Below are 25567 nucleotides of genomic sequence, written 5' to 3'. Positions count from 1 at the left end.
CTGCCGCCCTGGCTGAAGGTGGTCAGCATGCCGACACCGGCCGGGTTCGGGCAACGACTGTTACGGCTTCTACTACGATGAAAGCCGCAGGGTGTTACAACGCAAGCTGCCGCTGCAAGGTTCTAACGAAAGCCAAGTTTCGAGTGTCCCGCCACCCTTTACTGCCAACAACGCGGTCCACCCAGGCCAAGCGAAGGCTGTTTTGTTTTCCCCATGCCGGAGGCGGAGCAGCCGCTTTTTATCGCTGGTCGCGGTACTTGCCGGACGACGTGGCGCTGGTGCCCATGCGGCTGCCAGGTCGCGAAGATCGTATGGCCGAGCCGGCATACACCGATTTGGCAAAACTGGCCGACGACGCAGCCGAAGCGGTGGCATCGCTGGCACCGCTACCATCGATATTTGTTGGTCACAGCCTGGGAGGTTACGTAGCGCTGGAAGTTGCGCGGCGGTTACTCGACACTTCGCAGTTTGCTCCCACCAAGTTAGTGGTGGCCGCTTGTGGCGCACCCCGAGGCGGTCCCGCCAAATCGCCCATCGGTCATTTGCCCGACGATCAATTCATCGAAGCCGTGTCCGACCGCTATGACGGCATCCCCGACGCGGTGCGCAATCACCCAGAATTAATGGCCATGGTGCTGCCGGCGCTGCGGGCCGACATCCAGATGATCGAAACCTACGACTACCAACCGAGCGAGCCACTGCCGATCGACATCCTGGCCATTGGGGGCACCAACGACGTGGGAGTAAGCCCTCACCGGCTAAATGAATGGCGCGGAGTGACTTCGGCCCAATTTCAAATGCGGTTGTTTCCGGGGGGGCATTTCTTTCTGCACCCCGCGCCACGTCGCGAAGTGGGCGCCGGCGAAGCCAGGATGCCTGCGCCCCTGTCGCTCATCTGCAATCAGCTTCCAGAAGCTGGGGGAGCAATCTCTTGATTGAACTCTCGCTGGCCAATGCGACCCCCGTCTCCGCGGACGACATGCCAGCGGTTCCGGGGGAAGGCGAACTGCACCTCTGGCGATGGACGATCGACGACTTGCAGGACCGGTGGCTCGAGCAACTGGATGCCAACGAGCGAGCCCGGCATCAGCGTCTGGCCACTCCCGATCTTCGCCAGCGATTCCTCGCCTCGCATGGGGGGCAGCGACAACTGCTGGCCGGATATCTTGGTTGCGAACCGGGCGACGTGGTGTTCAATGACGAGCCCAAGGGCAAGCCCTTTCTGCCGGGGCGACCGTTTGAATTCAACTTGTCTCATTCAGGCGACGAGAGCGTGTTGGTCATCGGCAAGCAGCCGGTAGGGGTGGATGTCGAACGTCATCGTTCCGTCAGCAACCTGCGGAGATTGGCTGGTAAGCATTTTACCGACAACGAACAAATGGACGTTATCGCCCTGGACGACGATGGAGCTTTGGGCTACTTCCTGCAAATCTGGACTCGCAAGGAAGCGGCGGTGAAAGTCACCGGACTAGGGCTCGGGGCGTCGGTTCGCACGTTGGAATTGATTGCCGTCACATCTGATTTCTGCAAGTTTGAATTGCCTTCGCAGTGGAACACGGACCTGGAGGTATGTTGGCTGGCCGATCTCACGATGTCGACCAACAGCTACGGAGCCGTTGCCACAGCCTTCGAGCCGAGTGTGGTTCGCTGTTTTGCATGGGCGGAAAGTCCGCGGTAGCAAATTCCGGTTTCCTGAAATCTACTTTGAGTTTCTCGCGCGACCGCGATATACTCAGGGTTTGCATTCGTTCCTGAGTTCCATTCCCGCAGGCGAGATCCATCATGCCCACCTCCCGTCGCCAGTTCTTGGCTACTTCAGCTGCCGCTGCTGCCGTACCTTACTTTGCGTGGAACCAGAAGGCGTTTGCCAACGACGAGAAGAACGACCGTCCGAATATCGGTTGCATCGGTGTGGGCAGCATGGGTACCGGGGATGCACGGGGACATGCCCACTTTGGCGACGTGGTCGCTGTATGCGACGTTGACATGGGGCATGCCAGGCGAGCTAAGAACGATGACAATATCGGCAAAGGCAAAGCCGATATGTATGAGGACTATCGCAAGGTGCTCGACCGCGACGACATCGACGTGGTGAGCATCGTCACGCCCGATCACTGGCACGTGAAGATTGCCATCGAAGCTCTGCAGGCCGGGAAGCACGTGTTCTGCCAGAAGCCGCTTACCTTGACGCTGGAAGAGAACCAACTGATTCGCAACGCCTGTAAGAAGTATCCCGATCTGGTATTCACCGTGGGGACGCAGCAGCGCAGTCAGAAGGATTTGTTCTTGCGGGCGGTGAATATGGTGCAAAAGGGTTTGCTGGGCGACATCACCAAGGTTACGGCCGGCATCAATGGCAGTCCGACGGGTGGCCCGTTCAAGGCGGTGGTGCCTCCGGCGGACCTCGACTGGTACATGTGGCTTGGCCAGGCGCCATTGACCGACTACATGGAAAAGCGGTGCCACTACGAATTTCGTTGGTGGTACGAATACTCCGGCGGAAAGTTCACCGACTGGGGGGCGCACCATGTGGACATCGCCACCTGGGCGCTCGATCAGCAGGGCGAAGGCAAGGGCCCTGTGGAAGTCGACGGTACCGATGCGAATCATCCCGTGCCGTTTGAGAACGGCTATCCCACGGTCGACAATAAGTACAACACCTCGCACGACTTCGACGTGGTTTGCAAGTACGACAATGGCACGGTGCTGCATGTTACCAGTCGGGGCGAGAATGGCATCCTCTTCGAAGGCACCAAGGGTCGCATCTTCGTCAATCGCGGCAAGATTACCGGCAAGCCGATCGAAGAGAAATGGGACGAGGGCGAGTTCACCACCGCCGACGTCGAGAAGCTCTACAAGGGTAAGCCGTACGAAGGTCACAAGAGCAACTTCTACCGCTGCATCCGCGAAGGTGGTCAACCAGTGTCGGACGTGTTCAGCCATGTCCAGGCCATGAACATCTGCCATCTTTCGTCCGTAGCATCCCGCCTGAATCGCAAGATCAACTGGGATCCTAAGGCCGAGCAGATCACCGGCGACGACCAGGCGGCCACATTCTTCGCCCGCAGGCAACGCCCCGGGTTTGAGATTCCACGAATCGAAGCGCCAGGCGAGGGGCAAACGGCCCAGGCCAGCTAGAGCAGGCTGCTGGCGTAGCTGGCAAAACCGGTGTGACCCGACCCATGCCTTAATAAACCCTGGTATTCCGGCGGGCTGGCGCATGCTGCGCACGGCATTTTGTTGCGACCGTAGTGGGCTCCAATTAGTCTGGAGTCAGGCGCGCTACGCGTCGGCGCGGGCCCGCTCCCTCCTTGCTTCTTTTCGTCATCTGTTCTCGCCTCCAGGAGATTCGTCATGCTGCGTTTCATGTTGATCGCCGTTATGGGGCTGGCAATCCACTTCGGGTCGATGGAGTCGGCTTCGGCCTGGACACCTCGCTCGTACCGCTCCAGCCAACCTACCTATCGCTATTGCCCACCCCGGTATTCGAACGCCCATAACTACGCTCTGCCTGGTTACGAGTACCAATACTATCGCGGCCGCGTAAACAACGCCGCGAGCTACACACAGATGTTTGGCATCTAGAACGGGCGGACTAGCTGCTGTCGTAAAACAAGCAAACGGCCGTCGACACCCTCCAGGCGTCGACGGCCGTTTGTCATTTCAGCAGTAGCTTTCGTACCTCGGTGAATCAGAACTCTTCGAATTCACCGCTGCCAGCTCCTGCACCTACCATGTCCCAGTCGTCCTTGGGCGCCTCGTCCTTCCAGGTCGCAGCCTCCATCTGGGGGGCGGGGGCAGGCTTACTAGGCTTCTTGCTGCTCTTGGCCCGCGGTGCGGGCGACTCCAGCAGTTGATGCGGTTCCGAAGAGTCGTGTTTGCCCAGGTTGAACTGAGCGATGGCTTCCTGCAAGCGGCCGCTCAGTCGCGACAGGGCGGTCGCCGTACCACTCATCTCCTCGGTTTGCGAAGCGTTGCTTTGGGTAACGTGATCCAGTTGCGTCACCGCCCGGTTGATCTGCTCGATACCAGTGGTCTGCTCCTGGGAGGCCGCCGCAATTTCGGCAACGATGTCCGTCACTCGCTTGACGCTGGTAACGATTTCTTGCAACGTGTCGCCCGACTTGTTCACCAGATCGGAGCCGGCCTTCACCTTGCCAACGGAGTCCTCGATCAACGTCTTGATCTCGCGAGCCGCCGTGGCCGAACGTTGGGCCAGGCTTCGCACCTCTCCAGCAACCACGGCGAAACCGCGCCCCTGCTCGCCGGCGCGGGCGGCTTCCACCGCAGCGTTGAGGGCCAGCAGATTGGTTTGGAAGGCAATTTCGTCGATAGTGGTGATGATTTCGGCGATCTTGCGCGACGACTTGTCGATTTCGTCCATCGCTCGGACTGCATCGGACACCACCGCGCCGCCGTTCTCGGCGCTTTGCCGTGAGCCCCGGGCCAACTGGTTGGCCTGGTCGGCGTTGTCGGCGTTCTGACGAACCGTGGCGGTAATCTCTTCCAGGCTGGCAGCCGTTTCCTCGAGACTCGAGGCCGACTCTTGAGCGCCATTGGAGAGTTGTTCGCTGGCGGAGGCCAGTTGATTGGATGCCTCGGCAACGTTCAAGGCCACCTGGTCCACGTCGCGGAGCGGCTTGAGCAGGTGTCGCACTGCAATGAACGACGCGACGCCGGCCAGCAGAGTGACGCCAATACCGGTGATGATCACCATCATGGTCATCTTGTTCATGCCGGCTTCGATTGCCGTAGCTGCTTGCCGGAATTCATCTTGGTAGACGGAAACGCCAACCATCCAGTCCCAAGGTTCGAAAAAATCGACGGCGGCGATTTTCAACCGTGGTTCTGGCTCTCCTTCGTTTTGCCAGAAGTACTCGACAATGCTCGACTTTTCATTGGCGGGGTCTTTGGCCACATCGATCGCTTCGCGAATAAAGTACTTCCCACTGGCATCCTGGGAGTCGTAGATGTTCTTGCCGTCACTTGTGCCTCCTTTGGAAATCAGATAGGTGCCTTTCTCGGTACCGCTTCCTTGAAGGACATACACGTAGCCCGACTTGCCCAGTTCCAGCGACTCGACATGTTCGCGGATGGCAGTTAGGGATGACTGGGGACGGCCATAGAATATGGCTCCGACGACGCGGTCGTCCTGGTCCCGGATGGGGGCATAGCCGGTACTCCACCACCCATTTACGACGTAGGCTCGGCCTGTGAACCTGTCACCGTTCAGCAGGGCGCTGACCACTGGGTCGCGCGAACCGTCGGGGTGGACCGCCGGGATGTACGTCCCCACGGCACGCTCTCCATTGGTCTTCTTCACGCTGGTGCTGATACGCAGCATATCTCCCGCTTCATTCACGCGCTGGAAGATGGTGCAAGCACCGTCGACGACTTCGCTCACATCGTCGACGAAATTCGATGGTTGGTCGAAAGTCTGGTTCTGTCCCAACCACTCGCCGTCCAGCAGCACCTTGGGAAGTTCGACTGGATGCTCAGACTTGTCGAATTGGTTGATGGCGTTCCAGGTGACCTTCTCCTCCGCGAGGGTCAGTTCGCGCTCGTCGAACGTCTCGGCCGTAAAGGACAGCACCGAATTGACATGTTCCATTTCGCTTCGATGCACCAGTTTCAATGACTCCATTAGTTGATCGGCCATTTTCTGGCAGGACGAACGCGCTTTCTCGTCGGTATCTTTCAGGACGATCTCCTGGACTGCGAATTGTTGAGTCCAGATGACGGCAATCATCACCAGGGTGGTAACGACCGTACCGGCCGTTGCCAGAATTAACATCTTCTTTCCGAAACTCATGGTGTGCTCTCCTTTCGAGGGGGAGTTGAAGTTTTTATGTTTAGTGTGGTTTCGGCACCGCCGTAGCACGTGTGCTTGATGATTCGTGGTTGGTGCTGTTTGCGACCGATCCAACGGACCTGGTCGCCATGCAAGGCTACTAAGTTGCAGGGGAAGTAGCGGTTCTTGGCAATTGACCGGCAGCCAGGGCCAGCATGCGTTCGGCCACGCAGTCGAGTGGCACCACTTCGTCGACTCCACCGGCCGTGATCGCTTCCTTGGGCATGCCGAACACCACGCAGGTCGATTCGTCCTGGGCCATGGTTCGGGCGCCGGCCTGATGCATTTGCAGCATTCCCGCCGCACCGTCATTGCCCATGCCGGTCAGGATGACTCCGATGGCATTGCTGCCAAGGTGCTTGGCGGCCGAGCGGAACAGCACATCCACCGAAGGGCGGTGGCGATTCACAGGTTCGCCATGACCAACCTTCACTGCGTAGTTGGCGCCACTGCGGTACACTCCCATGTGCAATCCACCAGGTGCCAACAAAGCATGACCGGGTAGCACTCGGTCGCCGTCTTCCGCTTCTTTCACCGAAATCTGGCAGGCATTGTCCAGGCGTTTGGCGAATGCCCGCGTAAAGCCGGGGGGCATGTGCTGGACGATCAGCGTGCCGGGGGAATCGGCCGGTAGCGACGTAAGCACGTCATGCAAGGCCTCGGTTCCCCCGGTCGACGCGCCGATGCAAATCACCTGATTGGTACTCTTGATCAGTGCACTGGCGCCACCGGGCCCACTGCTGGCAGGTCGAGGCCGCGTGACGTTAGGTCGATTCCGCTTGTCTTGGAAGCGCGCTTGAGCACAGGCCTTTACCTTGGTGCGAATCTCCTCCGCCAGGTCGAAAGTGCCATCGTGCACGTCCAACTTCGGTTTGGTGACGAAGTCGACGGCGCCTAGTTCCAGTGCCTTGAGCGTGGTGTCACAGTTTCGCTCGGTCAGCGACGAGACCATCAGCACGGGAGTCGGGCGCGCCCGCATCAGCTTTTCCAGGAATGTCAAACCATCCATTCTCGGCATTTCTACATCCAGCGTCAGCACATCGGGGTGCAACGCCTTGACCTTATCTCGGGCGACGAGTGGATCGCTAGCCACACCCACGACCTCGATATCGGGATCGCTGCCGAGGATGTCGGAAAGGATCTGGCGTATCAGCGCCGAGTCGTCGACGATAAGGACTTTGATGGGCATTTCTAACCTAACAGTGGAATGGAATGGCACGTGTTCGGGGCTTTACCGCCGCATGTCGGCTGCGCTGGGCTCGTTGAAGAACGTGACTTCCCCCGTGTTGCGTGCTTTCTTGGCGGAAGTCTGTTGGTAGCTGTTTTCACGCTTGGCAATTTCTTTCGTACTGCGCAGCGTCTTCACGATCACCCGGCCGTTATGGGGTTGAAAGAAGATTCGCAACGGCTGTACGCCGCCCAACTTCTCGGAGACCAGTGGGATCTCTTCGGTCTTCAGGAAGTCGCGTACGAAGGCGACGTTCTGTTTGCCGATGCCACTTAGCTCGGCACCGAAATTCAACTGCAGCAAGTTGGCGCCGCCGAACGCTTTGGCAACCAGGCGGCTGCGTTCTCCGCCGCTCTTCATGATGTTGGTGATCAACAATTCCATGGCATGGATGCCGTAGCGCGCCGAGGTGCCAGCGTCGACCGATTGCGATGGCAGCATGAAGTGGTTCATGCCTCCGATGCCGCACTCCGGGTCGTACAGGCACACCGCTACGCACGAGCCCAGCACCGTGGTGATCTCGCCAGGTTTCCTGAGCACGTAAGTCTGGCCCGCCAGAATGTTGTGGCTTTGCAGATTGGTTGCGGGGCGGACCAGTGAACTGCGCGGTTGTTGCACTGATGCCCGCTTCTGTTGAGGGGGCTTCGCCGAAGCCACCACCTGGGGCTTAGGCGTCGGGCGAGCCACAGCCGGTCGGCTTGCCCCCGCAGTTCCTCGCCGCTGGAAGATGGTCTTGCCCAGAGACTCGAACGATTGCGTGAGCCAGGGGGAACTCTCGGAATGACCCAGCATCAGGTAGCTGTGCTTGTTCAGGCGTTCGCTTAGCCGTTGTAGCAATCGCTCCTGGGTGGGCTGATCGAAGTAGATGATGACATTGCGACAGAAGATCACGTCGAACGTCGCTTTGTGAGACCACTGTCCCATGAGATTGATTTGGCGAAACGTGACAAGCTGTTTGACTTCCGGGCTGACCGCTCCCAGTCCCGTGCGGTTGCCTGTGCCACGGCGTACGTACTTCTTCTTCCAGTCGTCCGGCAGCGGCGCAAACTTCTCCATCGGGTACTCACCCGCCTGGGCGATGCTGAGCACTTCGGTGTTGATGTCGCTGGCGAGAATCCGTACGTCCCACGATTCGTTCTTTGGCAGGTTGTCCAGCAGTGTCATGGCGATCGTGTAGGGTTCGTCGCCTTCCGAGCAGGCGGCACTCCAGATGCGGAGACGGCGCGGTGCGCCGGTCTCGGCTCGTTTTCGTGCTTCCGATATCACCACGTCTCGCAGGAAGTCGAAGTGATGCGGCTCGCGGAGAAACTCGGTCTTGTTCGTGGTGAGGCAGTTAACCAGCATCTGTAGTTCGCTGCCTCTGTCTCGCTGGGAGAGATGCTCGATATAGTCGGCATAGGACGACAAGTGCAGGTGACGCAGACGCCGGGCCAACCTCGAGCAGACCAAAGCGCGCTTCGAATCGCTCAGCGATACCCCGGTCTCGCGGTAAAGCATTTCACGCAACGTGCCGAACTCGGTGTCGCCGATGTTGTAGAGATCAATGGTGTCACTGCCCACGGTTTGCATGTGCGTCGCTGCTCAGAACCTTGGATTTCAAAAACTCCCCCAACGAACCGCATTCCGCCGTTCGCTGGGGGAGGTAAATACTACAGACCGTTAAAATTCTTCAAAATCGCCGAGGTTTTCATCTCCGCCACCGACTGGCTGGAGTTCGCGTTCGGCGGGGCTGTCGAAGCCGAAGTGTTCCACCGGCACCGATGTGTTTCGTCCCGGTCTACGTTTGGGCATTGATGCAGCCGGCGCCTTGGCGGGCCCGCGACTTTGGGCCGTAGATCCGTCTGCCTGGTTCTTGGTCAGATTAAACTGGGCCACCACTTCCTGCAGGTAACGGGCCTGAGCGGAGAGCGATTCGGCGGTGCTCGATAGCTCTTCGGTTTGCGAGGCATTGCTCTGCGTAACCTGATCCATCTGCGTGATGGCCTGGTTCACTTGCTCGATACCGGTGGCTTGTTCGCGCGACGCCGCGGCGATCTCGCCGACGATATCGGTGACGCGTTTTACGCTGGAGACAATTTCGTCCAACGTTTGACCCGACTGGTTGACCAGGCTCGAACCAGCCTCGACCTTGTTCACCGAGTCCTGAATCAGTGACTTGATCTCCTTGGCGGCGCCAGCACTCCGCTGGGCCAGGTTGCGAACTTCGCCGGCCACGACCGCGAAACCCCGGCCCTGCTCCCCGGCGCGAGCGGCTTCCACCGCGGCGTTCAGGGCCAATAAGTTGGTCTGGAACGCGATTTCGTCGATGGTGGTGATAATGTCCGCGATCTTGTTCGACGCGGAGTTGATCTCACTCATGCCCGACACGGCACGCTGGGTGACTTCGCCACCTTTCTCGGCAACATCACGTGCGCCAGCCGAAAGCTGGTTGGCCTGCTGCGCGTTGTCGGCGTTCTGCTGAACGGTACCAGTAATCTCCTCCAGGCTGGCCGCCGTCTCTTCCAGGCTGCTCGCCTGTTCTTGGGCGCCGCTGGACAGTTCCTCGCTGGCCGAGGCCAACTGTTCGGAAGCGGCTGACAGGGTGTGGGCGATGCGGTCCACTTCGAGCAAGGCCTTCGTGAACCAACGAGAGATCCACCATCCCAGAACGATGCTGACCAGGAAGCCAATGACGACGCAGCTAATCGTCAGATGGAAGGCGAACGAGTAAGCCGCGTTGCTGGCTTCGTACGATTTTGCCGCGAGTTGTTTCTTACGTTCGCAGAGGTCGTTCATCACCTTGTTGACCGTAGCGACTACATCGCGGGCCTGAACAACCACTTCTTGTGCCTTCTCCTTGTCCGCCTGCAGGCAGGCCTCGTTCACTTCGCGAGCGGCCTGCTTGTAGCCAGCAAAGGCTGTGTCGGCGTCGGCGGTCAGCTTGATGATCTGGGGGTCCTTGGTGGTGTCCTTTACGACTTGCAGATTGTCCGCAAACTCACTAAGAAACTTTTCGCATTCTTCGTCTTGTTCGCGCATCCGGTTCGGATCGTCCGTGAGCAGAACGTTGCGAACGGCGCACTGCGCCTTGGTCAGATTGATTGTGGCCTGCTGGCAGGCGGAGAGACCGACAAGTTCTCGCTCGTAGAGACCGTTCAACATGGTGTTGATGGCCCCCATCTTGACGACGGCCACGATGCAGGCGGCACTTAGTAGACCGCTAACGATCAAAAACGAGCCGAGCAGCTTGACGCGTGCACTAGTATTTCGGAACCAAGACTTGGTATGGCTTTTTGTCGCCATGGATTTGCACCTTTATGTATGTTGGAGTTCCCGTCTGGCATGCTGGCGGGTGGGGAAATTTGAAGAGCGTACTGTTAGGCAGCACCCTCGAGTTTTTGCATGGCTTCGTTGTTTACCAGCTTGTCGATGTTCAGCAGAAGGACCAGCTTCTCGCCAACTTTTGCCATGCCGGCGCAGAACGTCGTGTCGACATCGCCTCCCATTTCCGGAGCTTCGACGACCTCTCCCTTGGGAATGTTCAAGACGTCCGATACGGCATCGACAATCAAGCCGACGACCTTGTCGCCGACGCTGACTACAATAATTACGGTGAACTGCGTGTATTCCTCGATGTCCATGGCGAAGCGGCTGCGCAGATCGACGATCGGCACGACGGTTCCACGCAGGTTAATCACTCCTTTGACGTATGCGGGGGCGTTGGGAATGGGCCGCACGGCAGTGAAGCCTTTGATCTCCTGCACCCGCAGGATGTCGATGCCGTACTCCTCCTCTTGAACGGTAAACGTCAAGAACTGTTCGCCGTCAGCCGCGAAACCCGCATCAGGGGCGTTGCTTAGCGTCATACTATCGGCCATGTCGCTTACTCACTTTCTTCTCGAGCAATCTCAATAGTCGAGTTGCCAACCGGCACCCGACCGTAACTAGTATTGGCATGCAGTTTTGCGATGCCTTGTACGTCGAGGATGAAAGCCACCTCGCCATTTCCCAGAATCGTTGCGCCGGCGATGCCGGGCACCTTGTTGTAGTTGGTTTCCAGGCTCTTCATCACGGCTTGAACCTGTCCCTGCAGTTCGTCGACCAGCACTGCCAGGCGGCGTCCGTCGGACTCGACGATCACCACCAGTGCGCGGGTCGGGTCGAGTTCGCGGGCCGGTCGGTTGAACACGCGGTGCAGGCGAACCAGCGGGATGGTCTCCTCGCGGACCTGCACCACTTCACCACGTCCGACAACCGTCTTCACCTCGTGGACCTGTGGCCGCACCGACTCGACCACGGAGACCAGCGGCAGGATAAAGGTCTCGCTGCCCAGGCTCACCGACAGTCCGTCGACGATGGCCATGGTCAGTGGCAGGCGGACGCGGAAGACACTGCCTTGTCCGGCAGCGCTTTCGACCTCGATGGAGCCGTTCAGGGCTTCGATGGCGCGTTTCACTACGTCCATTCCTACCCCTCGTCCCGAGACGTCGGTTACCACGGCGGCGGTCGAGAAGCCGGGGGCGAATACCAGCATCCACACCTCGGCGTCCGGTATCTGTTCGCAGTCGGCCTGTTGCACGACGCCCCGCTCCACGGCCTTCTGCAATATTCGATCTCGATCCAGGCCGCGACCGTCGTCGACAAGTTCGATGTAGAAATTGCCGTTCCGCAGGAAAGCACGCAGCGTGACGTTGCCTTCAGCCGGTTTGCCAGCTGCGGTTCGGTCGTTGGGCATTTCGACGCCGTGGTCGACCGCGTTGCGCACCATGTGCATCAGCGGGTCGCCGAGCTGGTCGACCATGGTCTTGTCCAGCTCGGTCTCTTCTCCTTCAACCTGGAAGTTCACCTGTTTGCCGAGCTTCCGCGATACGTCTCTTACGATGCGGTGCATCTTCTGGAAGGTCGCCGCGATGGGCACCATGCGGAGCGACAGGCTCATCTCCTGAAGTTCCCGCACGGTGCGACCCAACTGGGCGACCGATTCCAGTTCGGTTTCATCTTGCAGCTCGGCAACCTCCTGGCGGACCATCGCTTCGCCAATCACCAACTCGCCGATCATATCCACCAGTTGATCCAGCCGGCTGCGATCCACGCGCACCGTTTCCTTCATGTCGTGACTGTGGGCCTTCGCCTTGCTGGCGGGCGACGCGTCGGCGGGATCGGATCCGCTGGCGACGGGAGCCGGCACGCCAGGCTCGACGGGCTCTGACGCTCTGGTGGGTTCCATCTGCGCCGCGGTAGACTCGCAGACTGGTGCTGGGGCAGCAGGCACTGGCGTGCTGGCGGCAGCCGGTTGTTGCCCTGTGGCCACGGCCTTCAGGTTGTACATCAGTTGCAGGGCATTGGCATCGGCCGGAGGCGATTCGTCACACTCCAGCAGGTCGGGCACCCCGTCGGCCAGTCGCCGCAGGCTATCGAGGCTGGCGAGGACCAGTTCGAAGGCTTCGCCGGTCAGACAAAGTTGTCCTTCGCGGGCCATGTTCAGCACGTCTTCCGCCGCGTGGGCAAGTTCGGTGATCTGCGTGAGGCCAACAAAACTCGCGACCCCCTTGATGGTGTGGAACGCGCGGTACAGGGCGTGCAACTGTTCTTCGGAGGTGGAGTCGGCCTCCATCTGAAGCGCTTGCTGCTCGGCTTCTTCCAGATGCTCGCGGCAATCGCTGAGAAAGTCGCCAATCAGTTCGCTGTTCTGTTTGAGCATCTCCAGATTCACAGCCGGCTTGGCCTGCTTGTCAGCGGGTGCCTGGGACGCCGCGTGAGCGATGGGCTCGTTGCAGGGCGGGGGAGTGGTGAACTCCTCGCCGGGCGGGATCACTCCACCCGCGTCGCGAAACGCGTGCTGCTCTTGCTCCAAAAACTCGGCCGTGGTTGCGCCCACGGCGATTAGCTCTTCGCAGATCGACGGTAGTTCGTGAACCTGCAAGTCCAACAGTTTTGCGAGTCCGTCGGCGGTGAGAAAGCCTCGTGAAATGGCTGTCTCGCCGAACCTTTCGCCGTTAACCGATCCCCATTCGAGCGTTTCGAACACCTGGTCGACGTTCATTGCCCCTTCCCTCAGGGCAAGCTGGCCCACGGGAATGCGGTTCTTGTACTGCAGGTCAAGCGCCTTGAGCATTTGCGACGCAGACACAACTCTACGTTGCACCAACCAGTCGCCGAATGTCTGCCGTTTGGCAGGCGCCGAATCTGCGGTGGAGTCCTCGGTTGGCGCCGTGGTTCTTGCAGGCGATGCGGTGACGGGTTCGATCACCAGCTCGGCATCGTCGGCGTGAAAAAAGAACGCCTGTTCGATTTCGTCTTTAGATTGGTCGGTTACCAAAGTGGCCTGCCAGGCCAGGTGACACCTGGTGGGGTCGAGCTCCGCCAGGTTGGGAAGATGCGAGTCGTCCAGTTGCACGCTCAGTTCGCCCAAACCGTCAAGCTCGCGCCAGATGAGCGTTGGGTCGAGCCCGTTCTGGAAGGCGTCCGGTCCGGGCGCAAACTCGATTCGCCAGGTCGTGGTGGTATGCGTGTCGGCCTGATTTGTATTGGCCGGCGCCGGTTGGGGGCCAGCGTCCGTGGCTGCCGCGGTGCCATGGCACTGTGCAAGGGTATGAGTGATTTCGGCGATGTTCTTGGAGGTTTCGCCGTCCGGCTCCGACTCCTGCAGCGCCGCATCTACTAGTGCCCGCAAGCAGTCGACCGAACGAAGCAACGCCTCGGACGAGTCGGTGTCGTTTCGTCGTTCGCCAGTGCGAAGCTTATCGAGGTGGTTCTCCAGCGAATGGGAGAAGTCGGCCACCGAGTCGATACCAAACGTAGCAGCCCCCCCCTTGATGGAGTGAACTCCCCGGAAGACCTGGTCGAGCAGACTCGAGTCGTCGGGGTCGTGTTCGAGACCGAGCAGTCCGGCTTCCACCTCCGCCAGATGCTCGAAGGTTTCTTCGAAGAAGATTTCTCGATAGTTTTTCACGTTTGTGGTCACGGCGCATACTCCTTAGGCGACGATCCGAGATACGACGTTGATCAGTTGTGAAGGGCTGAAAGGTTTCACCATCCATCCCGTCGCCCCGGCCAGCCGGCCTCGGTTCTTCATCGCGGCTGTCGCCTCGGTGGTGAGAATCAGGATGGGAACGTATTGCAGTGCCGGTTGGGTACGCAGTTGTTTGACCAGCGAGATACCATCGAGCACCGGCATGTTGACGTCGGTGATGACGAAGTCGACTGGATGGTTGGCCACGGTCTCCAGCGCCTCTTGACCATTGGCCGATTGCAGGACCTTGTAGCCGGCTTCTTGAAGGGTGTCGCAGACCAGTCCACGCAGCGAGCGCGAGTCATCAACAACTAGGGCAGTCTTGGGCATGATCGAGTCGCGAAATCTGAGTTCTTGGAATGTAGAAGAACGGTATCCGTAACGTGGCTCAGGCCATGGTTGATTCCGTTGCGCCGGTACGCATCAAATGCGTCTCGAGCGCTGCGGAGGTGTTGACCAGGTTGAAGCGGTCGGTGCCACCAGGCCAACTGCGTTGGGCCACCATTAGCAATTGACAGATTGCTCCGTCCAGGTGCGTGGCGTCTTTGCAGTCGACATTCACCGACACGTCCGCATCCGCCAACTCCATGAGCGCCGCGTGCAGCTCACTGGCCGAGGCGATGCCGATATCGCCCTTCAGAGCGATGCGACTGGGCCGAGTGCGGTTGCGTTTCACAAGGAATGTCGATGCCATGCCGGAGTACCTCGTACTGAAAGCGTGTTTCCGCGGCGGCTTTCGACTCATGTAAAGGTCCATCCGCAGGTTTGCTAAATAGACACTAGGTCATGCAGTACGCGTGCTTGTTGGTCGGCGCGCAGTTCTCGTGGGCATGCGATATGTGCACTGATGTGCGTTTTCGCACGTGGTGCGGCGTCTATCCGCAGGTCAATTTCTAGGCGCAAAGTTGCATATTGAAATTGCCGTGGTTTTACGCAGATCCACGCGTGGCAAGAGAAGTCGTAGCTGTCCCCTGAGGCGGGCAATCGCTAACGAATTTACGGATGGAGGTGCGACAAATGGCGAAGAATTCCCCAACGGCACGGGGCGCCACGGGCGTCGTCTAGGTGAAACTTTCGGCTCTCCGAAGTGGAAAACTCCACGGGGCGCTACTCGGCGGCTTGAAACTGGGCCAGCTTCATCATTGCCTGGTGGAACTCGCGGACGCTTCGATCCTTGTAGGCGGAGAACTCCCGCGCGACATCGACGAAGGTGCCCTTGGATCCCAGGCTACCAAAGTAAACCAGGCGTCCATCGCGGACCACGAACAGGGTCTCGTGATGGCCGTTGCCGTCGCGGTCCAGCTTGGGCCAGATGCCATTGGACCAGAAATTCCGTCCCTGCATGGCCGGGTCGGTGTCCGTGTATCGGCCGTGCCGCTGCAGGTCGGCGGGCACATGCGTGACGAACAACTCCCACCCCCGCATCGCGGTGCGGGCGACTTCCATCGTGAGCTCGTACTCGTGAGCGGTCGGCGCGGCCGCCACGTTCTTAGAACCGAGTGCCCCTCCCAACATCGCTGCACCAAACAGACCGAACGCCAGACCAATATGGTAGGGAGTGTTCATCGCTTTGAAGGCCTTTTGCGGGGGTGACGGGGTTCCACCGACGGCACAGCCATTGGCGGCCAAAGCGACGCAGCCGGCAACGCTAAAAATCGTCCGCTCGCCGGTAGGCGGCGATCAATTCTCGGTCGCCTTCGATTCCGCGCAGGCTCTTGCCATGTTCCATGCCCATGATGCCTTCAAAGCCCTTGGAATGAATGTGTTTAAACACGTTCCGGTAGTTGATTTCGCCGGTGCCGGGTTCGTTGCGGCCGGGGTTGTCGCCACATTGGAAGTATCCGATTTCGCTCCAGGCCATATCGATATTGGGAATGAGATTGCCTTCCTGGATCTGCTGGTGGTAGATATCGAACAGGATCTTGCAGCTGGGGCTGTTCACCGCGCGGCAGATCTCGTACGCCTGCGGAATCTTATGCAGAAATAGTCCCGGGTGATTCGTCCACCAGTTGAGTGGTTCCAGCACCATCACCAGACCGTGCGGTTCCAGCACTTCGGCGCATTCGCGCAGTAAGTCGACGCAGTTAGCCGTTTGGTAGCCCCACTCCTTGTTCGTGACGTAGCCATCGGGCACCACCGTCATCCACTTGGCGTTTACTCGTTTGGCAACCTCCACGCTGTCTTTGATCTCCTGCACCACTTTCGCGCGGGCATCTTTGTCCTGGGTGACAAAGGCCTTGTTGGAGAAGTTGCCGTGGGCGACGAACACGCCCATCTTCATGCCAAGTTGATCCATCGTCTTGGCGATCTTTTCCTGTAACTCAACTGGCTTGCCCTTCATGCCGTTGTCTTCCCAGGCTGTGAATCCCTGGTCGGCAGCAAACTTCAGCTGATCGATGGGATCGTTACCCGCCAGATGGCTGAACATGCCAAAGTGGGGCGCGTAGTGAAGCTTGAACTTGTCGCTGGAGTTTGCCTCGCTGCTTTGCTCCTGACCTTGAACCGCGCCGTGAGCAAGCACTCCGGCGCCCATGGCGGCCGAGGTGGTGATAAAGTCGCGTCGTTTCATCGCCCGTTTCCTTCATGAATGCAGGATCAAATGACCAGCACTCATTCTACTCGAAGCGGACGAGCCGTGCGCGCCTTGGCAAGCCCCCGCGGCAGGTGGAGGTCGGCCGGGCCTAAACGCTGCGGGGCCAAGGCCCGGTAATGGCCAGCGTCATGCCCTTGTGCTGCAGATTGACGAACAGGGTGGTTCCATCGGGAGAAAAGGTTGCCCCCGAGAATTCCGTATGAACGTGGTTGTGAGCGAACGTGTAGCAATGCCCGTCGGGCGTCACGCCCACCAGTCGTACCTCCTGGCCGTCGCGGTCCTCGCAGACAATCAGATCGCCCCAGGGAGAGGAGGTCAAATTGTCGGCGTTGGCCACCAGGTTGGAGTCGTTGGGCTCGACGAACAGCTCCAGCATGCCGCGATCGGCCACTTCTCCGGGCATTCCCTCCGACGGACTGGGCGTGTACTTCCAAATCTGTCCCAACTCGGCGGCGCCGCCGTTGGTGCAGGCAAAGTAAACTTCGCCGTCCGCGTACCACATGCCCTCGCCGCGGGCGAAGCGGGCCGCACCGGCATCAAACCCCTGGTATCGCAAATCGTCATTGGGCGACTCGACGTCGTCCAGGTCGATCCAACGTACGGCGTGACGCAGCCCGGGCGTGAAGGTGGAATCGCCGTTCCAGTTGCGCGTGTCGGCGCTCGACAGGTGTATTAGCGCGAGCGCCTGCAGCTTGCCACCCGCCGCCAGATCGCCCGGCCGCTTGGGCAGGTACCGATAGATCAGCCCGTCTTCCAGGTCCTCTGTTTGGTAGACGATGCCGGTGTGAGGATCCTCGGCCACGGCCTCGTGACGAAAGCGTCCCATCTGTTTGAGTGGAATTGCGGGGGCTAGCCGAATGTCGGCCGAGGCGGGCACTTCGAAGTTGTAGCCATGATTCTGCTGACAGGTGATCTCGGGGCCATCGTCGATCTTGTTTTTGCCGACCACGTCGCACGCTTCTTCGCACGTAATCCAAGTGCCCCGCGAAGTCGGTCCACCTGCGCAGTTGCGAATCGTGCCGCAGAGGCTCAAGTACTGTCGCACGACACGCTGGTTGCGCGTGTCGTACACCACGGTCGTGGTGCCCGCGTTGCACGGTTTGCCTTCTTCGCCAAGGTCGTATAGCAGTTCGCGATCGATCTTGTCGATGAGCTCACTGCCCCAACCAAAGGGACCTTGCTGACGGGGTTCGATTTCGTGGTTGCGGACCAACAGTGTCAGGCCGTTGGGGCCGGCGAAGGCGGCCATACCATCTGGCTTGTCCGGCACCAGTAGCCCGTCGTCCATCTGGTCGCCAGTGTGTGAGATAATTCGGTAGTCAAAGCCCGCTGGCAGGCTGAGGATGTTGTGCGGATCGGGGACGATCTGGCCAAAGCGGCTGTACTGGCTTTCGAGCGTGGGCTCACCTGCGGCGACATAGTGCTTGAGGCCACTCATGCCCAAGGCAAACACGGCGGACGACTTTAAGAACGCGCGGCGATTGGATGGCATCTGCGGTATCCGAATGGAAACGGTGGTGGCAGAGCAGGAGGCCTCTGCCACTCAGGAAGATTGACCCTACAAGCTACCCGCCTTTGCAAAGCAATCAATGGCCTTCATGCATTCTTAACCGAAGCACGGAGCCGGGCATTTTCGGCCGTGAAATTGCGGTTGACACGATTTGCCCCATCTGCCGTATTTCTCCTAGTGTGGCGGGGAGGTGCAGACGGATCGCCGCAGAGGCAACTTTTTTTCGCCGCACCGGCGACGACCGGCATTGGTGCTGGGACCGAAGTGGCAAATCGTTTGGTGGTAGGGACTTCCTGCCGCTGGGCGTTTCTCGAATCGGCGCCTGTTGGGGCTCGGTCGAGGCCCTTAAATTTGCATGTTCGGCAAACCTACCCCAGCTTACCCCTTGAACCGGGGTAAACCAGCGGGCATAACCTTGCATCTATGAGGTGCGGTTGGCGGTTTTGTTTCACCGGCAACTGCGATTCAAACCCGCCCCATGTCCCCCGCCCGCTGGAATTCCCACCTGCCGGAAACGTCCTCGCCCTAGTGCCCGCTTGCTCGCAATGAGCATCACTGGCTGGTGAGGAATCATGTCTTAGGTTCATACCTATCTTTGTTACCAACTCGCGACTCGCATCGCACTCTGGGGTCTCGTAGATCCCGCCTCTGTGCTCTGCGTCTCGTTGGACGGTAAGGAACAGCAACAGGAGTATTTCATGCTGCACTACTTCACCATCTTCACCGCCATCATCGGTCTCTCGGCTGTCAACGCATCGGCTGCTCAGTGGCAAAGTGATTACGCTACCGCACTGAAGCAGACCCGGTCCGACGACCGTCCAATGCTGATGGTGATCGATCAACCAGGCGTTGCTGAGAAAAGCCTGGACGACGAGGTAATCAGCAACGACGCCAAGGGCGCCCTGGCCGACTACGATCTGTGCCGTGTTGACGCTTCGACCAAGTACGGTGCGAAGGTTGCCGAGGCATTCGGCGCCAAGGCTTTCCCCTACGTCGCTTGCATCGACAAGTCGGGCAAGGTGATCCTCGACTCGGCTTCGGGCGAGATCAACACCGACAAATGGACTAAGATGGTCACCAAGAACCGCACCGGCGAGAAGCCTGTTCGTCGCGTGGTTGCCAAGCCTGCTGTGACGACCAGCCCTGTGAGCACGCAGAGCTACCAGCCCTACACCCCGCAGGCTCGCCCCTACTGCGCGAAGTGCCAACGCGGCTACTAAGCCATTAGGCGTGAGTGAATGACCCAGCGATAAGCGGTCCGGGCAGCAATGTCCGGGCCGCTTTCGTGTTGAAGGTCCGAGAAACTCTAGGAGGGACGTTCCAGTCCAGGAAACACATCCAAGCTCAGGTCCTCGAACTTGCCAGCCTTGAGCCGCTCGATAGCAATCGCACCCATCACGGCGTTATCGGTGCAGAGGCTCATCGGCGGAATGTGCAGTTCGTAAGCACCTTCGCTGGACGACTGCTGAAGTCGTTCGCGCAACCGGCCGTTGGCCGCAACGCCACCGCCGACGCAGAGCGTCTTGTAGCCGGTCTGCTGCAGCGCCAATTCTGCCTTGGCCACCAGGCAGTCGACCACCGCTTCTTGAAATCCGGCAGCCACGTCGGCGATGGTCTGCTCGTCGAGTTGCGCGGCGTCCGAAAGCTTACCGGTGCCATGCACCTGGTATCGCACGGCCGTCTTGAGGCCACTGAAGCTGAAGTCGAGCCGCGTGCGATCGTCCTTCAGCGGGCGTGGAAAGCGGTACCGCGCCGGATCGCCCGCCGCCGCGGCTTTGCCGATCGATGGGCCGCCAGGGTAGGGCAGACCCAGCAGGCTGGCCACCTTGTCGAATGCCTCACCCGCGGCATCGTCGATAGTGCCGCCCAGCAGTGTGAAATCGGTGGCGCCGTTACAGCGGTAGAGGTTCGAATGTCCGCCGCTGACGATTAATCCGATGCAAGGAAACACGTCGCGACCACTCGCCAGCCGGCAGGCGTATACATGTGCCTGCAGGTGATTCACTGCCAACAGTGGGATGTCGAGGGCCAGGCACAGGCTCTTAGCGGCCGTCAGGCCCACCAGCAGCGAACCTGCCAGCCCCGGCGTGTTGGCCACGGCCACTGCATCGAGGTCGCCGAGCGTGAGCTCCGCCTTGCGCAGCGTCTGATCGATCACTGGCAGGATCTTTTCGACGTGTGCCCGTGAGGCGATCTCGGGTACCACGCCGCCGAACTGTTGATGCAAATTTTCCTGCGACGCCACGACCGACGAGAGCACTTTGAGCTCGTCGGTGATCACCGCCGCGGCGGTTTCGTCGCACGTTGTTTCGATGGTCAGTAGGTGCACGTGTGGTGGGCAAGTAAGGGGTCGGAAGTCAGAGGGGGGACGTACCGACTCACTTGTGGCGCGGCGGTAACAACTGGCCATGATACCAGCCCGCCACTTGCTCTCACACCTTCTGCCGGTGCATGACGCGGGCGACCCAGGCGGCCAGGTCGTCGTAGAACATCGAGGGATCGGGTTCGAACTCCAGCGTATGGGCGGCCGTCTGGTACTCCAGCAAGGTTTTGTCCTGCGAGGCGAACTCGGTCAGATACCGTCGCGTTCGCTGGTTCCTCACGATCCGATCGCGTCCGGCAAGCACCAGCAGCGTCGGTGTATGGATAAATTGTGGCGACTGGCGGCTGAAGCGTGTCATCTTGTGGTCTTCACGGGCAAACCGCATGGTGATCTCGCGTAGCGTGAGCGGGTCGTCGCGGACGAAAGCCTGCCACTTGGGCGAGTTGGTGAACAAGGCCGGATCTTCCAGCGGAATGGTCACTCGTCGCTGGTGGATCCCCAGTTTGCCACTGGCCGACAAGGCCGAACGCTTGGCCAAGCCCGGTTGTTGCAAGGCGTAGACTCCCGGGCAGATCAGACCGATGCCGGCCAGCAGATCGGGGCGCTCACGGGCGATCACGGGGGCAAGCTTGCCACCCCAACTGATTCCCAACAGCACGACGGGGCCGTGTTGCCGTCGTTGCTCGCACATGGCCACGATGTCGGCGACCCAGGTCCGCCAACTATCGACGTCGCCCCGCTGGTCCATGTTTAGCCCCGAACCGCGGCGATCGAGGGCGTAGACGTCGAACCCCCGCTGGGCCAAGAACTCGGCACTCGCTCCATACCAACCGGAGTGGCTGATGATGCCGTGTAGCAGCACCACTGAACCAATGGGTTCCACCGCCGGTGGGAAATGACGCAGCGTCAGCGACTGGCCATCCGGCGCGCGGTAGGTTTCGATGCTGGCGGGCTTGGTGGACATTGCGGAAAAGTCTAGCTCGCAAACTGCGTCTCGGCGAACAGGATCTGGTTGGATCCGCCAAATCGACGCATACTCGCGTGGAATTGTGAGGAGAGTTAGGAGACTACGTGGTCGCGCTTAGGTCGGGCGACAACTGATGATTCGGCGAGCTCCACTCCCAGCCCCGGCAGGGTGAGCCGTGGGGCGCGGCCGCCGTAGCCAAACGTGTGGTCCGGCGTTGTTGGCACTTCGGCCAGCACGTGGTGGTCGTAAGATCCTTCCAGGTAGCGAATGCCACCCAGCGTGGTGGCCAGATGGCGACCGGCGGCCGACAGGATGCCGGTCTCGCCCGGATGGCAGCCTAGTTGGTAGCCGAGACCATGCTCGTGGGCAAGAGCCGCCAGCCGCATCGAGTTGAGTACGCCACCGCATTTGGAGATGCGGATGTTGAACAAGTCGCACGCCCCCAGGTGGATCGCCTGCTGAGCATCGTGCAGGCTGGTAAGCGACTCGTCGAGCATGATGGGCGTATCAACCTGGCTGCGTAATTCCGCCTGCGCGGCCAGCTCTTCATGCTGCATCGGCTGCTCGATGCAGGTGACCCCAAACGGCTTGAGCCCTTCAGCACGAGCCACCAGGTTTTCCGGCCGCCAGGCCTCGTTGGCGTCGACCCGCAGGTCGACCCGCGGGCCAATCCAGCGACGGATCACGCGCATCCGCTGCGAGTCCGATTCGGCGTCTGCACCGACTTTCACTTTGCACTGTGCGAAGCCATACACGCGCATTTTCAAGGCCGATCGCCACAGTTTGCGGCCATGCTCGGCATCGATGGTGGTGCTGTATTGCACCTGATCGCGCTTGGATAGCAGCGATTCGGCGTTCGGCAGATCAGTGAGAGAAGTCTCGATGGCTCGGCTCACTGGCTCACCAAACACTTTTCCGTAAGCATCCAGCAGGCTGAGTTCCACGGCCGAACGCAGCGAGTTGCCGTAGCAGCCGCGGGGATCGTCGACCATGGTGGCCGGCTGAAACCGGTCGCACATCGCCAGTACATCGTGCCAGTTGGACGCGTCGCCGGTTATTTGCTCGGCGAGCGGCGTGGCGGCGAATTGCTCGAGCGCGCCTGCGGCCGTCTCGCCAGTCACGTAGTCGCGAGGCACGCCTTCGCCCCAGCCGAAGGTTCCGTCGGTCAATTCCGATCGCACCACGATGTTATCGCTATGGTGCCGCTCGGCCGAAGCGTGGCGAAACGGCTTGCGTAGCGCGACTCGTAGGATGTAGGCCGACAGTTTGCGAACTTGCATGAGGGACGCCAAGCTATGAAGTCAGTTGGCGGCCGAGACTTCGTCGGCGGATCTTCGCTTGCCGGTCAGGTCGTCGAGGGCTTCGAGAATGCCTTCGCGGAAGTCGACCTGCGGCTCGTAGCCGAGCACCCGCTTCGCCTTGGCGATGGAATAGTCCAGATTGAGTGTCATGAACTTGATCCGGGCCTGGGTCAACAGCGGAGCCTCGGTGGCCCCGCGACGCTTGGCGAATCGCTCGATCGGCCCCACCAGCAGCCGCGCCAGCCATTCGGGCACGTGCTTCGGATGCGGTTTGTCCAGATAGTCGGCGATGGTGTTGATGTACTCCTCGCGGGTCACCAGACGCTCGTCGCGGATGTTGAACGTCTCGCCGATGGCGGCCTCGCTCTGGATGGCCAGCAGCACGGCGTCGGCCAGATTGCCGACGTAGGTGTTGTTCAGCAGCTTATCGCCAGGACCGATGAACTTCATGGTGCCGTCTTCCAGCTTCTCCATCACCCGCGGTATCGAATGCCGCTCGCCAGGCCCATAGATGAAGCCTGGCCGCAGGATGACGGCCCGCAGGCCATCCTCCTCGATATGTTGGCGAATGAGCACCTCGGCTTCGGCCTTGGTCCGGGTGTAGCCATCGAGGCCGCTGAGGCTGGGGGGAGTGGTCTCGTCGGTGCCGTAGTGATGCTGCGCCGGATAGACGCCGAGCGAGCTAATCTGAATCCACCGCTCGAACTTGTCCGTGTGCATCGCGGCGTTCAGCAAGTGCTCCAGCGCAGCGACATTGATGGCTCGGTACTTTTCGGCGGGCCCCCAATCGCCGATGTGGGCCGCGGCGTGCACCACGACTTCGGCGTTCTGCACGACTGCGGGCAACGTCTCGACATCGGCCAGGTCGCCTTCGACCAGTTCGACGCCCAGGCTCTCGAGTGCATCGCGCTTCGAGCCGTGGCGGACCATCGCTTGTACGCGATAGCCGGCGTCGTGTAGCTTGCGAACCACGCAATTGCCGACCAGTCCGGTGGCGCCGGTGACGAGAATCGTTTTTTCAGACACGATACAGGCTCCTTCTCCGCTACGGCGATGGCCACCAGGGCGATCGCCGCGGCGCTGCGCCATTACGAGGCGGCGCGGGCGGACGTAATGGTCTGGGCGGGCAAGGGCAGCTTGTTGATGAAATCGACATCGCCCACCAGTAGCGGCTGCTTGAACTCTTCAAAGTTTCCCCGCGCGCGACTGCGCAGGGCACGCAACGTCGCCCAGGTGCCGGCGGGGATCTCGCGGATGACGATGGCCTCGATCCGACCGCTGCGACACTTGTCCGAATACTCTTCGTTGACCGCGGCCAGATTGTGCTGTACCCGTTGGGCCAGGTTGACGGCCTTCTGCAAATGGGCGGGAGACTCCAGCAGCAATTCGTAACGGGGTTTGGCGCCCATGGTGGGGGCCAGCGTGAACGTGCAGGGAGGCAGATTCAGCTCCTCGAAGCTCTTGGTAACGGCCACTACCACCTGGTGCTCGCTGAGCTTCTCGCCGGTGATGCTGGAGAAGTGCCGGCCCTTGTTCAGGAATCGCAGCATCGGCATCTCGCCGACGAATCCGGTGCAGCGGACGACGTCGTGAATGTCGTAACGATAAAGTCCGCCCGAGGTCGTAAGCAAGATGAAGTAGTCGCGTCCTTCCTGCAGTTCGTGTGCTTCGAGCACCGTGGGGTCGTGGCTGCCATGCTCTTCGGCCGGGATGAATTCGAAATAGTGCCGGGCGTAGTCGAGCAGACCATCGGGCGTGCCGTCTGCCAGGGGGATCGACATCCGCCCCTCGCTGGCCGAGATGCCATGGTCGCGGATGGTGACGTTGCCGTAGAACTCTTCCAGCTGGGGCAGGTACACTCCCACCGAACCACCGGTCCAGGTGGCAATGACCGACAGATGCGGCCAGTAATCGCGCGGATACAATGCGCCGCGATCGTCGAGCATCGTTTGCAGTTGCCTCGCCCGCTTGGGGTTGGGTCGAAGCCTGTTGCGGAGTGCATAAATGATCTCCGACGGCACATCGTAATCGTCGCTGATGCCACCGTCGTGGACATCGCGGATGAGTGCTTCGGCTTCGTTGTCCGCACGGCGGGCGAGTTCGACCAGCGTGCTGGGGTTGGCCGTAATCAGCATGCCGACATTGTCGCTGGCCATACCAAGCCGAAGCGAGGTGTAGTGCTTGGCAGCGAAGTCGCGGATCTTGATGACGCAGGAGGGCAGGGCGAAGATCCGCTTCATGTAGAAGGGGCGACTGGTGGCGGCCAGACCGCTGATATTGCCCACTGGGGCGCCGCTGGGGGTCGATTCGAGCTGCCAGTCGCTGGAGAGCTGCAGCGACTGACGCTTCAGCAGGTCCTGGTGGTCGCGATAGACGCCCGTGCCCCAGAGCTGCCAGCTTTTTCGGTACTCGTTATAGAATCGATCTGTTACGGGAAGCCGCTTCGGCTCGCTGGTGGTACCGGAGGTCATGGCGAACATTAAGACGCGGGTCTTGGGGGCGAACATCGCCTCGATGTTGCCCTGCATGACTTGTTCGATGAACGAGCGATAGTCTTCGTAGCCCGTGATGGGGAGCTGCCGACGAAAGCTGGCGACGTCGTGCACCGACGAGAATCCGTACCGCTTGCCGAAGTCGCTGCTAGCAGCCCGGCCGACCTTCTCCAGCAACAGTTCGAGCTGAGTCGCGCGGCCCTGTTGTGCACCAGCGACGAATCGATTCACCTGACTGCACTTGTAGCGCAGGATGGCCTCGCGAATGGGGGCTTGCATTGCCAGCAGGTTCATAAGGAATAGTGGCGGAC

General features: G+C 60.2%; 21 protein-coding genes. 5 read left to right on the top strand and 16 right to left on the bottom strand.

What is annotated here, in order from left to right:
* Positions 1–143: 143 nt before the first annotated feature.
* From NG895_RS08355 to NG895_RS08340, 4 genes are all read left to right on the top strand, one after another.
* A complete protein-coding gene (locus NG895_RS08355; RefSeq protein ID WP_252852018.1) occupies positions 144–935 on the top strand; it encodes a thioesterase II family protein in 792 nt (263 codons plus the stop codon).
* Positions 932–1678 carry a 4'-phosphopantetheinyl transferase family protein gene (locus NG895_RS08350; protein WP_252852017.1) on the top strand — a complete coding sequence of 249 codons (747 nt, stop codon included), beginning with the start codon at positions 932–934 and terminating at the stop codon, positions 1676–1678. Before NG895_RS08355 ends, NG895_RS08350 begins: the two co-directional genes overlap by 4 nt.
* 104 nt (positions 1679–1782) lie before the next feature.
* Positions 1783–3138, top strand: a complete 1356-nt coding sequence (locus NG895_RS08345) for a Gfo/Idh/MocA family protein (RefSeq protein WP_252852016.1) — start codon at positions 1783–1785, stop codon at positions 3136–3138.
* 216 nt (positions 3139–3354) lie between these two features.
* The gene (locus NG895_RS08340; protein WP_252852015.1) at positions 3355–3585 is read left to right on the top strand and encodes a hypothetical protein; all 231 of its coding nucleotides are present in this window, start codon (positions 3355–3357) and stop codon (positions 3583–3585) included.
* A gap of 106 nt (positions 3586–3691) precedes the next feature.
* Here NG895_RS08340 and NG895_RS08335 read toward each other — a convergent pair whose 3' ends face one another.
* The 11 genes from NG895_RS08335 to NG895_RS08280 form a co-directional block, all read right to left on the bottom strand.
* Positions 3692–5812, bottom strand: a complete 2121-nt coding sequence (locus NG895_RS08335) for a methyl-accepting chemotaxis protein (protein ID WP_252852014.1) — start codon at positions 5810–5812, stop codon at positions 3692–3694.
* A 139-nt stretch (positions 5813–5951) separates the two neighbouring features.
* Positions 5952–7040, bottom strand: coding sequence for a protein-glutamate methylesterase/protein-glutamine glutaminase (locus NG895_RS08330; protein ID WP_252852013.1), 1089 nt, complete (start codon positions 7038–7040; stop codon positions 5952–5954).
* 42 nt (positions 7041–7082) lie between these two features.
* Entirely contained in the window at positions 7083–8648 is a 1566-nt protein-coding gene (locus NG895_RS08325; protein ID WP_252852012.1) for a CheR family methyltransferase, read from the bottom strand.
* A gap of 90 nt (positions 8649–8738) precedes the next feature.
* Positions 8739–10361: a methyl-accepting chemotaxis protein gene (locus NG895_RS30480; protein WP_279676031.1), complete on the bottom strand. Its 1623-nt coding sequence runs from the start codon at positions 10359–10361 to the stop codon at positions 8739–8741.
* A gap of 74 nt (positions 10362–10435) precedes the next feature.
* A complete protein-coding gene (locus tag NG895_RS08310) occupies positions 10436–10936 on the bottom strand; it encodes a chemotaxis protein CheW (protein ID WP_252852011.1) in 501 nt (166 codons plus the stop codon).
* A 5-nt stretch (positions 10937–10941) separates the two neighbouring features.
* Positions 10942–14022: an Hpt domain-containing protein gene (locus NG895_RS08305; protein WP_252852010.1), complete on the bottom strand. Its 3081-nt coding sequence runs from the start codon at positions 14020–14022 to the stop codon at positions 10942–10944.
* Positions 14023–14034: 12 nt separating this feature from the next.
* A complete protein-coding gene (locus NG895_RS08300; protein WP_252852009.1) occupies positions 14035–14400 on the bottom strand; it encodes a response regulator in 366 nt (121 codons plus the stop codon).
* 58 nt (positions 14401–14458) lie between these two features.
* Positions 14459–14764 (bottom strand): STAS domain-containing protein, encoded by a 306-nt coding sequence (locus NG895_RS08295; protein WP_252852008.1) that lies wholly within the window; start codon positions 14762–14764, stop codon positions 14459–14461.
* A 413-nt stretch (positions 14765–15177) separates the two neighbouring features.
* A complete protein-coding gene (locus tag NG895_RS08290) occupies positions 15178–15636 on the bottom strand; it encodes a hypothetical protein (protein WP_252852007.1) in 459 nt (152 codons plus the stop codon).
* Positions 15637–15718: 82 nt separating this feature from the next.
* Entirely contained in the window at positions 15719–16639 is a 921-nt protein-coding gene (locus tag NG895_RS08285; RefSeq protein ID WP_252852006.1) for a hydroxypyruvate isomerase family protein, read from the bottom strand.
* Between the two features lie 112 nt (positions 16640–16751).
* On the bottom strand, positions 16752–18155 hold the full coding sequence (locus tag NG895_RS08280; protein WP_252852005.1) for an alkaline phosphatase PhoX: 1404 nt from the start codon (positions 18153–18155) through the stop codon (positions 16752–16754).
* Between the two features lie 716 nt (positions 18156–18871).
* Between NG895_RS08280 and NG895_RS08275 the strand changes: the two genes are divergently transcribed.
* Positions 18872–19393 carry a hypothetical protein gene (locus tag NG895_RS08275; protein WP_252852004.1) on the top strand — a complete coding sequence of 174 codons (522 nt, stop codon included), beginning with the start codon at positions 18872–18874 and terminating at the stop codon, positions 19391–19393.
* An 86-nt stretch (positions 19394–19479) separates the two neighbouring features.
* Here NG895_RS08275 and tsaD read toward each other — a convergent pair whose 3' ends face one another.
* From tsaD to NG895_RS08250, 5 genes are all read right to left on the bottom strand, one after another.
* A complete protein-coding gene (gene tsaD / locus NG895_RS08270) occupies positions 19480–20502 on the bottom strand; it encodes a tRNA (adenosine(37)-N6)-threonylcarbamoyltransferase complex transferase subunit TsaD (protein WP_252852003.1) in 1023 nt (340 codons plus the stop codon).
* A gap of 103 nt (positions 20503–20605) precedes the next feature.
* Complete coding sequence (locus NG895_RS08265; protein ID WP_252852002.1) at positions 20606–21460, bottom strand: alpha/beta fold hydrolase; 855 nt, start codon at positions 21458–21460, stop codon at positions 20606–20608.
* Positions 21461–21555: 95 nt separating this feature from the next.
* Positions 21556–22743 (bottom strand): dipeptide epimerase, encoded by a 1188-nt coding sequence (locus NG895_RS08260; protein ID WP_252852001.1) that lies wholly within the window; start codon positions 22741–22743, stop codon positions 21556–21558.
* A 21-nt stretch (positions 22744–22764) separates the two neighbouring features.
* Positions 22765–23790: an NAD-dependent epimerase/dehydratase family protein gene (locus tag NG895_RS08255; protein ID WP_252852000.1), complete on the bottom strand. Its 1026-nt coding sequence runs from the start codon at positions 23788–23790 to the stop codon at positions 22765–22767.
* 62 nt (positions 23791–23852) lie between these two features.
* Entirely contained in the window at positions 23853–25535 is a 1683-nt protein-coding gene (locus NG895_RS08250) for a GH3 auxin-responsive promoter family protein (RefSeq protein ID WP_252851999.1), read from the bottom strand.
* Between the last annotated feature and the right edge of the window lie 32 nt (positions 25536–25567).

It is taken from the genome of Aeoliella straminimaris (genome assembly GCF_024054565.1).
GTDB lineage: Bacteria > Planctomycetota > Planctomycetia > Pirellulales > Lacipirellulaceae > Aeoliella > Aeoliella straminimaris.
This window is presented reverse-complemented; position numbering and strand designations above follow the sequence as displayed.

Excerpts from the sequence above, each read along its gene's own strand:
- NG895_RS08345 (WP_252852016.1), top strand. The coding sequence starts at position 1,783 with ATGCCCACCTCCCGTCGCCAGTTCTTGGCTACTTCAGCTGCCGCTGCT.
- NG895_RS08340 (WP_252852015.1), top strand. The coding sequence starts at position 3,355 with ATGCTGCGTTTCATGTTGATCGCCGTTATGGGGCTGGCAATCCACTTC.
- NG895_RS08335 (WP_252852014.1), bottom strand. The coding sequence starts at position 5,812 with ATGAGTTTCGGAAAGAAGATGTTAATTCTGGCAACGGCCGGTACGGTC.
- NG895_RS08330 (WP_252852013.1), bottom strand. The coding sequence starts at position 7,040 with ATGCCCATCAAAGTCCTTATCGTCGACGACTCGGCGCTGATACGCCAG.
- NG895_RS08325 (WP_252852012.1), bottom strand. The coding sequence starts at position 8,648 with ATGCAAACCGTGGGCAGTGACACCATTGATCTCTACAACATCGGCGAC.
- NG895_RS30480 (WP_279676031.1), bottom strand. The coding sequence starts at position 10,361 with ATGGCGACAAAAAGCCATACCAAGTCTTGGTTCCGAAATACTAGTGCA.
- NG895_RS08310 (WP_252852011.1), bottom strand. The coding sequence starts at position 10,936 with ATGGCCGATAGTATGACGCTAAGCAACGCCCCTGATGCGGGTTTCGCG.
- NG895_RS08300 (WP_252852009.1), bottom strand. The coding sequence starts at position 14,400 with ATGCCCAAGACTGCCCTAGTTGTTGATGACTCGCGCTCGCTGCGTGGA.
- NG895_RS08295 (WP_252852008.1), bottom strand. The coding sequence starts at position 14,764 with ATGGCATCGACATTCCTTGTGAAACGCAACCGCACTCGGCCCAGTCGC.
- NG895_RS08290 (WP_252852007.1), bottom strand. The coding sequence starts at position 15,636 with ATGAACACTCCCTACCATATTGGTCTGGCGTTCGGTCTGTTTGGTGCA.
- NG895_RS08285 (WP_252852006.1), bottom strand. The coding sequence starts at position 16,639 with ATGAAACGACGCGACTTTATCACCACCTCGGCCGCCATGGGCGCCGGA.
- NG895_RS08280 (WP_252852005.1), bottom strand. The coding sequence starts at position 18,155 with ATGCCATCCAATCGCCGCGCGTTCTTAAAGTCGTCCGCCGTGTTTGCC.
- NG895_RS08275 (WP_252852004.1), top strand. The coding sequence starts at position 18,872 with ATGCTGCACTACTTCACCATCTTCACCGCCATCATCGGTCTCTCGGCT.
- NG895_RS08265 (WP_252852002.1), bottom strand. The coding sequence starts at position 21,460 with ATGTCCACCAAGCCCGCCAGCATCGAAACCTACCGCGCGCCGGATGGC.
- NG895_RS08260 (WP_252852001.1), bottom strand. The coding sequence starts at position 22,743 with ATGCAAGTTCGCAAACTGTCGGCCTACATCCTACGAGTCGCGCTACGC.
- NG895_RS08250 (WP_252851999.1), bottom strand. The coding sequence starts at position 25,535 with ATGCAAGCCCCCATTCGCGAGGCCATCCTGCGCTACAAGTGCAGTCAG.